Source organism: Mesobacillus boroniphilus JCM 21738 (assembly GCF_000517385.1).
Taxonomy (GTDB): domain Bacteria; phylum Bacillota; class Bacilli; order Bacillales; family Cytobacillaceae; genus Mesobacillus; species Mesobacillus boroniphilus.
In genome coordinates, this window is sequence record NZ_BAUW01000013.1 from 52971 (window position 1) to 64115 (window position 11145).

At 43.9% G+C, this 11145-nt stretch carries 12 protein-coding genes and 1 tRNA gene; 10 read left to right on the plus strand and 3 right to left on the minus strand.

Annotation, left to right across the window (positions count from 1 at the left end; genetic code table 11):
• Positions 1 to 28: 28 nt before the first annotated feature.
• Together JCM21738_RS06375 and JCM21738_RS24250 are read right to left on the minus strand one after the other, a co-directional pair.
• A complete protein-coding gene (locus JCM21738_RS06375; protein ID WP_035209088.1) occupies positions 29 to 820 on the minus strand; it encodes a nuclease-related domain-containing protein in 792 nt (263 codons plus the stop codon).
• 10 nt (positions 821 to 830) lie between these two features.
• Positions 831 to 1001 carry a hypothetical protein gene (locus JCM21738_RS24250; RefSeq protein WP_156315504.1) on the minus strand — a complete coding sequence of 57 codons (171 nt, stop codon included), beginning with the start codon at positions 999 to 1001 and terminating at the stop codon, positions 831 to 833.
• Between the two features lie 392 nt (positions 1002 to 1393).
• On the opposite strand from JCM21738_RS24250, the gene JCM21738_RS06380 reads away from it, so the two are divergent.
• The 8 genes from JCM21738_RS06380 (at position 1394) to JCM21738_RS06415 (ending at position 8625) form a co-directional block, all read left to right on the plus strand.
• The gene (locus JCM21738_RS06380) at positions 1394 to 2398 is read left to right on the plus strand and encodes a tetratricopeptide repeat protein (protein WP_369385661.1); all 1005 of its coding nucleotides are present in this window, start codon (positions 1394 to 1396) and stop codon (positions 2396 to 2398) included.
• Positions 2368 to 2784 carry a hypothetical protein gene (locus tag JCM21738_RS27150; protein WP_369385662.1) on the plus strand — a complete coding sequence of 139 codons (417 nt, stop codon included), beginning with the start codon at positions 2368 to 2370 and terminating at the stop codon, positions 2782 to 2784. Before JCM21738_RS06380 ends, JCM21738_RS27150 begins: the two co-directional genes overlap by 31 nt.
• Positions 2785 to 3089: 305 nt before the next feature.
• Complete coding sequence (gene trxB, locus JCM21738_RS06385) at positions 3090 to 4040, plus strand: thioredoxin-disulfide reductase (protein WP_023613926.1); 951 nt, start codon at positions 3090 to 3092, stop codon at positions 4038 to 4040.
• An 857-nt stretch (positions 4041 to 4897) separates the two neighbouring features.
• The gene (locus tag JCM21738_RS06395; RefSeq protein WP_023613928.1) at positions 4898 to 5356 is read left to right on the plus strand and encodes an NUDIX hydrolase; all 459 of its coding nucleotides are present in this window, start codon (positions 4898 to 4900) and stop codon (positions 5354 to 5356) included.
• Positions 5357 to 5387: 31 nt separating this feature from the next.
• The gene (gene rapZ, locus JCM21738_RS06400) at positions 5388 to 6281 is read left to right on the plus strand and encodes an RNase adapter RapZ (RefSeq protein WP_023613929.1); all 894 of its coding nucleotides are present in this window, start codon (positions 5388 to 5390) and stop codon (positions 6279 to 6281) included.
• Positions 6278 to 7261, plus strand: coding sequence for a gluconeogenesis morphogenetic factor MgfK (gene mgfK, locus JCM21738_RS06405; protein ID WP_023613930.1), 984 nt, complete (start codon positions 6278 to 6280; stop codon positions 7259 to 7261). Before rapZ ends, mgfK begins: the two co-directional genes overlap by 4 nt.
• Positions 7262 to 7399: 138 nt before the next feature.
• A complete protein-coding gene (whiA, locus tag JCM21738_RS06410; protein ID WP_023613931.1) occupies positions 7400 to 8347 on the plus strand; it encodes a DNA-binding protein WhiA in 948 nt (315 codons plus the stop codon).
• A 20-nt stretch (positions 8348 to 8367) separates the two neighbouring features.
• Positions 8368 to 8625, plus strand: coding sequence for an HPr family phosphocarrier protein (locus JCM21738_RS06415; protein ID WP_023613932.1), 258 nt, complete (start codon positions 8368 to 8370; stop codon positions 8623 to 8625).
• A gap of 219 nt (positions 8626 to 8844) precedes the next feature.
• On the opposite strand, the gene clpP is transcribed toward JCM21738_RS06415, so the two are convergent.
• Positions 8845 to 9450: an ATP-dependent Clp endopeptidase proteolytic subunit ClpP gene (clpP, locus tag JCM21738_RS06420; protein ID WP_023613933.1), complete on the minus strand. Its 606-nt coding sequence runs from the start codon at positions 9448 to 9450 to the stop codon at positions 8845 to 8847.
• Positions 9451 to 9817: 367 nt separating this feature from the next.
• Here clpP and JCM21738_RS06425 point away from each other — a divergent pair.
• A tRNA-Arg gene (locus JCM21738_RS06425) sits at positions 9818 to 9889 on the plus strand.
• Positions 9890 to 10087: 198 nt separating this feature from the next.
• On the plus strand, positions 10088 to 11145 hold a 1058-nt coding region (locus tag JCM21738_RS06430), incomplete at its 3' end, for a hypothetical protein (RefSeq protein WP_031307723.1).

Here is an 11145-nt window from a genome sequence, read left to right on the forward strand (position 1 = left end):
CATTAAAAGCATTTAGTGCTTCCAGATATTAGTCAAAGAACCCTTTTCCGGGAGAATAGGTCCGCCCTTTGGTGGTACCGGAATACGACAAATCCATTGATGATAAAATTCGCTTTGCTTTAGAATGGGATTCAATTTTCGTGAATTCCCGAAATTGCTTGCTTGTAATAGGAGGGCCGAAAATGAGGAAATAATCTCTTAATGCCTGAATATGGGAATCCTTAGATTTATGCCCGCAGCTCTTGCAAGTCCACTTTCCTTGGTGGTAGTCCATGCCGAATGCCTCACAGGCAGGGCACTGCACACCCTTAACCATTTTATCGAATGGGAGGTTCATTGATTTTGGGTTGGGAACCAGTGGTTCATGCGCCTTTATTAAATATTTAGCTATTTTTTTCATGTCATTTCTAGAGAGAAGCGGTTGGGTATATGTTTTATAAAATGGCGGAATTTTGAAGGCAACATTCGAAGACCTGAAGACTCTGTAACTAACCTCCTTGTCATTGGTTGGATTTTTAATGATGGCCTGTGAATTGCTAATTGCAACAAGATTTTCAATCGGTGGAGGTGTAATATAATGCTTTTTTAGAAAGGCTTTTAACTGGGATGCCTGGATTTTTGTCTGAAGAATCGGGTCGGAAAAAACTTCTTCTATATCGTTTTGGACTCTTATCAATTGATTGAATTCTGGAAGGAAAATAAGTGTGCCTGCGTAATTTTTGGAATCAATGATGAGGAGAAAATAAGGGGTAATGATGAGGGTGTCAATTTGGAAGTGGGTACTGTTGATCGGGATTCTTAAATCGTACAAAATTACCATTTCAGAGTGATCAACTTGCTGTAAAAAGTAATCCAGTGTCTTTTCTCCTTTGTAACCTGCCCGTTTTCGATAAAGTTTCTTCTCGAATTCCGCTTTTTTGAAGTCCTCTGGAGGAAAAACGCCTTACAATGGCTTCCAAAATCATGATTTCTTTAGGATATTCTCTTTTTTTGCCTATCAAGTTCTATCACTCCTATAAATTTTACTGTAATTATTCGATTTCATCATCGACAAAACCTTCTTTTTAATGGTGAATTAATTTTATTGGCGAAAATTAAATTTATTCGACCACTTTTTGAATTATTCTGGCGGATATTAAATTTATTCGACCACATTTAAAGATTATTCGACCACTTTTCATAATAATTCGACCAACTGCTAAAAAAACAGAATATTTTAACCAACTGGATACATCCCCACAACACATTTTCAAATCCACACCTTCTCGAACACTCTGTCCGTATGTTATAATACATTGGTTAAAGTTGCTTCGATAAAACACTGTATGTGTATTCTTATACAAACCAAAGGTTCCTAGGATATAGTTTTACAAAAATATAAATGGAGGATCACATGGGAAAAGACTCTAAAGCGATGAAGCAAAAAGGTCAATTGCTGTCATTTGTTCCTACTGGTGAATATTACTTCACCAAAGGGGTCAAGGCTTTCCACAGGCGGGACCTGAAAAAGGCTGAAAAGTATTTCCAGCGTGCGATGCACCTTGAGCCTGGCGAGCCGATGATCGTTTGCCAGCTGGCGATCGTGCAGTCGGAGCTGGGTGAATACCAGCAGTCTAACCGTCTTTTGCACTTGGTCCTTGAAGAACTTGATGAAAACATGGCAGAATGTCACTATTTCTTAGCGAATAACTACGCTCATTTGGGCTTGTTCCGGGATGCGTTCAGGCATGCTAATATTTATTTGGTATTGAATGAAGATGGTGAGTTTGCGGAGGATGCAAGCGATCTGCTTGAACTGCTCACGATGGAAGCAGAAGAAATGGATGAGGATTACTATGAAGAGGATGACCTGATCGTCAAGCAGGAGGAAGCACGTAATCACCTTGAATCAGGCGAGTTTCCAAAGGCGATCGAGATTTTCCAGAAGGTCATCGAGGAGTATCCGGAATATTGGTCAGCTTACAATAACCTGGCCCTCGCGTATTTTTATCTTGGCGAAACCATCAAGGCACGTGACATCCTGAATGATGTTCTAGAACAGAATCCCGGCAATTTGCATGCATTGTGCAATGGTCTCGTGTTCGCACATTACCAGGGACAGGAGAAGGAAGGCCAGATTCTTAAGGACTCTCTTGAAAAAATCCACCCGATCCACGTGGAGCACCAGTTCAAGCTTGGTGCAACATTTGCGCTTGTCGGCGAATACGAACTGGCTTACCGCTGGCTGAAAAAGCTGCAAAAAACAGGCTTTGAAGGCAACGGTGCCTTCTATTACTGCTGTCTCATGCTTCTTATTTTACCGGCAGGGAAAATACAGCAAGGAATGCCTGGAAAAAGGTACTCGAATTCAGTCCCGAAAAAGAGGGAATGGAACCGTGGGCAGATAAGCCGGACGTAAAATTCGAAGCGCAGGTTTCGGCCATCCTGAACCAGCTGAACAGCGATTATCCAGAGGAACGCCTTTTTGCGCTATTCCTAACATCTGTATCCGCGAAAAAGAAGGAAATTCTTGCAGCTGAGACATCAACAGATAAGATGACGGAGATGGAAAAATCATACCTTGCGTATGTAACTTCCGGCAAACTGAGCAACAAGGAAGAGGAAGTAAAGGGCGCGCATGAAACAGCAAAGCTCCTTTATGACCACCACCAGCGATCGGCAAAAATGAAGCTGGTGTCTACATCATGTGGTTCTCAGTTTATGAACAGGCAGCTGAGGCTGGCCATGACTTCAAAAACAAAAAGGCATGGGCCGCAGCGGTTGACTATCTCTGGGATAAGTTAAGGAATATCAAGACATCAAAAGCAGCAGTAGCGAAAAAATACGGATTGTCTGTATCTACGCTGTCCAAATATATAAATTTGGCAAACGAGTTTCTTCAGGAAGAAGACAGCATCTAACAGGGTAAACTAAGTCTGTGATCAGCAGACGAGGTATACCCTCTTTTTATTTTGTCAATTTAGTGAACAGTGACCTTTATTAAGCATATTTTTGGACTATGCGCTTCCGGTTTTATAGGATATGTTTAGGAAGGAAATACTATCTTGGATGAAAATAATTGGGGATTTTGATAAAAGGAGTTGTACACCATGTCAGAAGAGAAAATTTATGACGTCATTATCATCGGTGCCGGACCGGCTGGGATGACGGCTGCTGTTTATACATCACGTGCGAATTTATCGACACTGATGCTTGAGCGCGGCGTGCCGGGCGGACAGATGGCAAATACAGAAGAAGTTGAAAACTATCCTGGTTTTGACCATATTCTCGGACCTGAGCTTTCAACGAAAATGTTCGACCACGCGAAAAAATTTGGTGCAGAATATGCTTACGGTGATGTAAAAGAAGTCATCGATGGAAAAGAATATAAAACCATTAAGGCTGGCAACAAAGAATATAAAGCCCGTTCCATCATCATCTCTGCTGGTGCAGAATACAAGAAGCTGGGTGTTCCTGGCGAGCAGGAGCTTGGCGGCCGCGGTGTTTCTTACTGCGCGGTTTGTGACGGCGCATTCTTCAAAGGCAAAGAACTTGTTGTTGTCGGCGGCGGAGACTCTGCGGTCGAAGAGGGCGTTTACTTGACTCGCTTCGCTTCAAAAGTGACAATCGTTCACCGTCGCGATGAGCTTCGTGCTCAAAAAATCCTTCAGGATCGTGCATTTGCCAATGAAAAAATTGATTTCATCTGGAATCACACTGTCAAGCAAATCAACGACAAAGATGGCAAGGTCGGCAGCGTCACGCTAGTTTCCACACAAGATGGCGCGGAAAAAGAATTCGCAGCAGATGGTGTGTTCATCTACATCGGAATGGTTCCATTGACAAAGCCGTTCGAAGGCCTTGGCATCACGAACAGCAACAGCTATATCGAAACAAACGAACAAATGGAAACGAAAGTCCCAGGCATCTTCGCAGCTGGCGACATCCGTGAAAAAACACTTCGCCAAATTGTTACAGCTACTGGCGACGGCAGTATCGCGGCGCAAAACGCTCAGCATTATGTCGAAGAGTTGATTGAAGAAATAAAAGCAAATGCATAATACAACAGTCAAACTCGCTGGATCTGATTCAGCGGGTTTTCAGGGCTGTTCAAATCTGATGGTAAAAAACAGATTCAGCAAGTTTTTAAGACTTTCCAATCTAATGGTAAAAACAGCATGTCTCGGCATAAATTAACAAACCGTAATTATATATTAATTCTCCTGTAACAGTAGTGAAACAATCGTGGGGTATTATAGGAGTAGAAATTGACCCCCTTTTAAAAATATAATCCTTTGACGGCACAGGTTATCCTGTGCTCTTTTTTTTTTAATAGGAAATAATAAAATATTTTCAATGCGGATAACTATCCAGGTTTTCTTAATCCAGCTCCAGCGCTTAGCCCCTCGAGTCGCTTGTCTAGTGTCGCCTCCTAGAAACTCCGAAACTTCAACTCCGCCGTCAGAAGCAAAAAGCGCTTCTGACGGCGGAGTCTCCAGTTTCTGCGTTTCTTGGCAGTCGGCTATACTTTTCGATTTCGGTCCGCCCAATGAAGTCAAAGAACGACTTCACTGGTCGGCCCTCCAGCGCTTGTCGGGGCTGACCAAGGCGCTTGCGCTTTTCTTATTCATAAAAATGAAACAGGCCATTGAAACGGGTTATAACACCATACTTCAGCTGAAATTTAAATCTGCAGATTCCACTAACTTCTTAACAAAAATATCATCTTTGTATTCATTGTGGCGAAAAACTAAAAATAGTATAATGGAAAGAATAAAAGTTGAGCTAATATGCAGGTCTGCTTTTTTGCGAATGCGCATTTTTCAAATCGAAAACAGCAGCCATTTCTGTGGGAAAAAGCAAAGCATACGAAGATTTTTAAAAGCCTAGTTGGCCTACATATAAAGAGGTGGATTTGATGCAGCGAGTAACAAATTGTGTTTTAGTGAAAGATGATAAAATTTTGCTGCTGCAAAAGCCACGCCGAAAATGGTGGGTGGCTCCTGGCGGAAAAATGGAACCAGGAGAAACCGTGAAGGATTCATGTGTCAGGGAATTTCGCGAAGAAACAGGAATTTACCTGAGAAATCCTCAAATCAAAGGGATTTTCACATTTGTCATCAAGGAAGACGATCAAGTCGTGTCCGAGTGGATGATGTTCACGTTTTACGCGACAGAGGCAGATGGCATCAATCTCGATGAATCAGAAGAAGGCACAATTTCCTGGCATGAGCTTGACGACATCAAAGACCTGCCAATGGCAGCGGGAGATTACCACATTCTGGAATATATGGTCCATGGGCAGGGAATTATCTATGGGACCTTTACTTATACACCGGATTTTGAGCTGATCCATTACAGGCTCGATCCAAATTGATCAATAACTTAAATTGCAGGGGGAAAGAGAAATGAGTACCGGTTCAAGCACTGATACCCAGCTCGTGATTATAACAGGTATGTCTGGCGCAGGTAAAACTGTCGCAATCCAGAGCTTCGAAGATCTTGGATTTTTCTGCGTCGACAACCTGCCGCCGACATTGCTGCCGAAATTCCTTGAGTTAATGAAGGAATCTGGCACGAAAATGAACAAAGTGGCACTCGTTATGGATTTGCGCGGACGCGAATTTTTTGACTCTTTATTTAAAGCGCTGGATGATCTGGCGGAAACTTCTTGGGTGACACCGGAGGTACTGTTCCTCGACGCGGATGATTCCACTCTAGTGCGCCGCTATAAAGAAACGAGGCGCTCGCACCCGCTAGCTCCGTCCGGACTGCCGCTTCAAGGCATCCAGCTTGAACGTGAGCTTTTGGAAGAGCTGAAGGGCAGGGCGCAGCTTCTATATAAAACAACGGGCATGAAGCCAAAGGATCTACGCGAAAAAATCCTTGAGGAGTTTTCGGTGAACAAGAAGACGATTTTTACCGTCAATGTCATGTCCTTCGGTTTCAAGCATGGACTTCCAATCGACGCAGACCTTGTTTTCGACGTCCGCTTCTTGCCGAATCCGCATTATATCGAACATATGCGTCCGAAAACTGGTCTTGATGAAGATGTGTCGACATATGTTTTAAAATGGAATGAGACAAGTAAGTTCCTCGAAAAGGTGACAGATTTGCTGAGTTTCATGCTTCCTCATTATAAGCGGGAAGGAAAGGCGCAGCTCATCATCGCCATCGGCTGCACAGGCGGCCAGCACCGATCTGTTGCCCTTGCAGAACATATCGCCAAGTTTTTTGAAAAAGACTATCATACCCGGGTGACCCACCGTGATATCGAGAAAAGGCAGGGACATATAAAATGATGGTGGATGGATTGCCAAGAATCGTTATCATCGGGGGGGGAACGGGCCTCCCAGTCCTGCTGCGGGGGTTGAAAAAGCAGCCTGTCGACATCACTGCGATAGTCACTGTTGCCGATGACGGCGGCAGCTCGGGCCGGCTCCGGGAGGATATGCATATTCCTCCACCGGGTGATATCCGGAATGTCCTTGCTGCACTATCAGATGTGGAGCCGCTGATTGAAGAGATGTTCCAGCACCGGTTCAACACAGCCAATGAATTGTCTGGCCATTCGCTCGGCAATCTGATCCTGGCTGCGATGACATCGATCACCGGCAATTTTGTCCACGCGATCCAGGAGATGAGCAAGGTCCTGAATGTACGCGGAAAAGTACTGCCGGCGGCGAACAGAAGCGTCATGCTGAATGCTGTGATGGAGGATGACAGCATTGTCAGGGGAGAGTCCAAAATTCCTTACTCAGGAAAAAGGATCAAAAGGGTCTTTTTGAACCCAGAAGGCGTAAAGCCATTGCCTGAAACTCTCCAGGCGATCAGGGAGGCTGACTTGATCGTGATTGGGCCTGGCAGTTTGTATACAAGCATCTTGCCGAATTTGCTCGTAAAAAAACTTGGCAATGAAGTATGCAAAGCAAAGGCAAGGAAAGTGTATATTTGCAATCTGATGACCCAGGCAGGGGAGACTCATGATTTTACAGCCAGTGATCATATAAAAGCGATTTATGATCACATGGACTGTGCCTTTATCGATACGATCCTTGTGAATAGTGAAACAATCCCTCCGGATGTTGAGCTCCGCTATAAGGAAGAACTTGCCCAGCCTGTTCATTTCGACCTTGACAAGCTGATGTCATTAGGAGTTGAAGTTGTCCAGGATGAAATCGCTGAGCTCGATGGCAATGTCATCAGGCATGACACAAAAAAAGTTTCGGAAATTTTATATTCTATGATAATAGATGAAACCAAAAAGAGATATAACGCGTAAATATAGGATGCAAGCGTTTGTCTCTTTTGGAAATGATGATTTGAATGTATCAGTCGTGATAAAAAAAATATAAAGACAGCTGCTGCGCTTGCTGATTCACCAAAAGTGACAGAGCTATATAAACAGGGGGGTGAGAAGGTGTCGTTCGCCTCGGAAACTAAAAAGGAACTCACGAATATTGACGTGAAGGGCTGCTGCGCTGACGCGGAACTGTCCGCTTTAATCCGGATGAATGGATCCCTTTCCTTCTCAAATCGAAAACTCATCGTAGACATACAGACTGAAAATGCCGCGATTGCCAGGCGGATCTATACCTTGATCAAAAAAAGTTATCAGGTACAGGTGGAGCTGCTGGTGCGTAAAAAGATGCGGCTGAAAAAGAATAATGTTTATATTGTCCGCCTTAAGGAATCAGCCAGGGATATTTTGGAGGATTTAAAGATTATTGGAGAAGGCTTTGAAATTATCCATGAAATTTCACCCAAACTGGTGAAAAAGAAATGTTGTAAGCGTTCTTATTTAAGAGGTGCCTTTCTTGCAGGAGGCTCTGTGAACAATCCGGAAACGTCCTCCTATCATTTGGAGATTTCCTCCATGTACCAGGAGCATAATGACTCATTATGTGAGCTGATGAATACCTTCGGGCTGAACAGCAAAACGCTTGAGCGGAAAAAAGGCTTCATCATCTATTTGAAGGAAGCTGAAAAAATCACTGAGTTTCTGACTATCGTTGGTGCGTATAATGCGCTGCTGCGATTCGAGGATATCCGGATTGTCCGCGACATGAGGAACTCGGTTAACCGCCTTGTGAATTGTGAAACAGCTAACTTGAATAAAACGATTGGCGCTGCACTGAGACAGGTAGAAAATATCCGCTACATTAGGGATACGGTCGGCCTGCAAATTTTACCGGATAAACTGAGGGAAATCGCTCAGCTCCGTGTCGACTACCAGGATGTCACCCTTAAAGAGCTGGGCGAGATGGTAAGCGGGGGTACGATCAGCAAATCAGGAATCAATCACCGGCTGCGAAAGATCGATGAAATAGCAGATAAACTGCGTGCCGGACAAATTATAAATAAATAGGGTTAGAGGAGGAAAACACAATGATGGAAAAACAGGTGGAAGTAAAATTAAAAACTGGTTTACAGGCACGTCCTGCGGCATTATTCGTGCAGGAAGCAAACAGGTTCTCATCAGATATTTTTCTTGAGAAAGATGGAAAAAAGGTAAATGCCAAAAGCATCATGGGATTGATGAGCCTTGCCGTAAGTGCTGGCACATCCGTGAACTTGATCGCTGAAGGCAATGATGAAGAAGAAGCAGTGGAAAAGCTTGCTGAATATATCCAGAAGGAAAATTGATCTTAATAAACCAATAAAAACTCGCTCCTGGTAAACAGAAGCGAGTTTTTCGTTCATGGATAAGAAAGCATAAATTTATCCACTAAGATTAGTGTCTAGCTCCAGCGCCTAGCCTCTCGAGACGTTTTCGGTCCTGCCAATGAAGTCAAAGAACGACTTCATTGGCAGGACCTCCAACGCTTGTCGGGGCTGACCAAGGCGCTTGCGCTTTTCTTAATCTTATTTATCCTTCTTTTCTTCAATCACGTTGCGAGTGATGATCTGGTCTACAATACCATATTCCTTTGCGCGATCGGCTGTCATAAAGTTATCGCGCTCAGTATCCCTCGCGATGACTTCAAGCGGCTGGCCAGTGCGGTCAGCAAGAATGTTATTCAGTTTGTCACGAAGGAAGAGAATGCGCTTCGCAGCAATTTCAATTTCTGTCGCCTGTCCCTGAGCACCACCCAGTGGCTGGTGAATCATGACTTCTGCGTTCGGAAGTGCGTAACGCTTGCCTTTGGCACCAGAAGCGAGCAGGAATGCACCCATTGAAGCAGCCATACCGATACAGATCGTTTGTACGTTTGGCTTGATGAACTGCATAGTATCGTAGATTGCCATGCCGGCAGTGATGCTGCCTCCTGGGCTATTGATGTAGATGGAGATGTCCTTTTCCGGATTTTCAGCTTCCAGGAAAAGCAGCTGGGCTACGATTGAGTTGGAAACATTGTCATCGATTGCGCTTCCCAGCATAATGATGCGATCCTTTAAAAGGCGGGAATAAATGTCATATGCCCTTTCGCCCCGATTCGTTTGTTCAATAACTGTAGGAATCAAGTTCATGTTTGTTTTCCTCCTTTAACATAAAAATCTCTTTTTACTGCCTTTGAAAAAGCAATCATTGCCTTTAAAAGGGCAATTTACTTAGCTCTAATAAAGCAAATTGCAGGCTGGCAAAAATTGGTTCGCTTGCCAGAACACCTATGTATTTTTATGATACACGCATGGTCAATAAAGGTCAAACGAATCGCTTGTATAGCCTGCAGAAACTGTTCGACAATAATCTATATTCCAATTTACTGTACCGTATCCATCTTACCCAAGAATGTCCTTTTTAAACAAGAGCAACGGCTGGCATTCCAAAAAAACCTCCTTGCAAAGGAATCGAACTTACCCTATAATAGGTAAGCGTAACGCCAACTTGAAACATGCCCTCGTGGTGCAACGGATAGCACGTAAGATTCCGGTTCTTGAAATGGGGGTTCGATTCCCTCCGAGGGCGTCATTAAAATCCCGCTGAGCTTTTATATAACTCGGCGGGTTTTTTTTATTTAGTGCAAAAATCACCTGCTAATTTTCCTATTACTTTCAAATTAGTGAATACGACTAGGAGCATTCACCTAAACAAGCATACCCATCCTTTCATAGAGTAATAGAGAGGTGCATATAAACCTCAAAAAAATATGAAAGGAAGATGTTAATGCCACATTTTAATTTATTGCAGCAATTTCCGGAAGGCTGCTTTGAGCCGGTAACCATCGATGGCTTCGTTGTGACATTGGTTGATGTTGAACGTTTCGAGAGCGGCTATCGCTGGATTTACCGAATTGACAACATCGATGCTCCCAACGCATTGAGCGATTGGGTACTGGCAATCGAAGAGCCATGCCGCGATTTCATTGGCGATGCCTTTATCACTCCTGTTTTCCCGAGCGAAGAAGAGCCGCCAGAACTAGTCCTGTATGAGGCTGTTGAAAACCCAGGTACTGCTCCTGATCCGTGTCCAGATGATTCACCATGCAGTCCAGGAGAACAGGTAGTGGGCTTTAAATTTGATGATTTGGGCGAATTAGAAGCTGGAACATCCCAATTATTCGCTTTCGTTTTCAACCAGCCTCCGATTGCCACAGAAGCTTGTGCTGCGTTAAAGTTTGGTCCAAACGAAGCTTGCGGTCTTATTTGCGTCCCTGACTGCATTATATGTGATAACGCTTGTGATTGCACAGACGCAGTAAATACTTTTAACTGCACGTTCACTTTCCCATCTGAATGCTTTACGTTGCCGGAGGATGTGACAACGGATGATGTGTTGAGCGGTTTCTGTATCGGTGAAGAAGTAATTAGTGCACCCGTTGCTTGCGAAGGTGTCGCTGAGGTATTTGTCTGCGGTCAGACGCTGATCTGCTGCTGCGATGTACTGCAATGGACGCGTACTGTACCTTTTCAGGTCCAACTGAATCTGCCTAAGGAAGGCGAATGCGGCGGACCGGTTTATGAGTGCTGCTATCAAGAGGTTACTGTAACGCAGAACTGCTTTACATGCCTTGATGAAACAGCGATATTTGAACCTCTGACTTGCGAGAACACTAGCATCGAAGTTAACTCCAACACAGAAAATGAGGACGGTACAGTCACAGTGAATTATACGATTGTATTGCCTGATTGTGTAACTGAAGTAGAGGAAACTCCTGCAGCACAAACACCATCACAACCAGCAGCTACTACAAACAAACCAGTCGTAAATAATACAAACAGAAA

What these genes read in the sequence shown, in the direction of transcription:
- JCM21738_RS06395 (WP_023613928.1), top strand. Translation starts at nt 4,898, where the DNA reads ATGCAGCGAGTAACAAATTGTGTTTTAGTGAAAGATGATAAAATTTTG.
- rapZ (WP_023613929.1), top strand. Translation starts at nt 5,388, where the DNA reads ATGAGTACCGGTTCAAGCACTGATACCCAGCTCGTGATTATAACAGGT.
- JCM21738_RS06415 (WP_023613932.1), top strand. Translation starts at nt 8,368, where the DNA reads ATGATGGAAAAACAGGTGGAAGTAAAATTAAAAACTGGTTTACAGGCA.
- JCM21738_RS06375 (WP_035209088.1), bottom strand. Translation starts at nt 820, where the DNA reads ATGGTAATTTTGTACGATTTAAGAATCCCGATCAACAGTACCCACTTC.
- trxB (WP_023613926.1), top strand. Translation starts at nt 3,090, where the DNA reads ATGTCAGAAGAGAAAATTTATGACGTCATTATCATCGGTGCCGGACCG.
- clpP (WP_023613933.1), bottom strand. Translation starts at nt 9,450, where the DNA reads ATGAACTTGATTCCTACAGTTATTGAACAAACGAATCGGGGCGAAAGG.
- JCM21738_RS27150 (WP_369385662.1), top strand. Translation starts at nt 2,368, where the DNA reads ATGGAACCGTGGGCAGATAAGCCGGACGTAAAATTCGAAGCGCAGGTT.
- mgfK (WP_023613930.1), top strand. Translation starts at nt 6,278, where the DNA reads ATGATGGTGGATGGATTGCCAAGAATCGTTATCATCGGGGGGGGAACG.
- JCM21738_RS06380 (WP_369385661.1), top strand. Translation starts at nt 1,394, where the DNA reads ATGGGAAAAGACTCTAAAGCGATGAAGCAAAAAGGTCAATTGCTGTCA.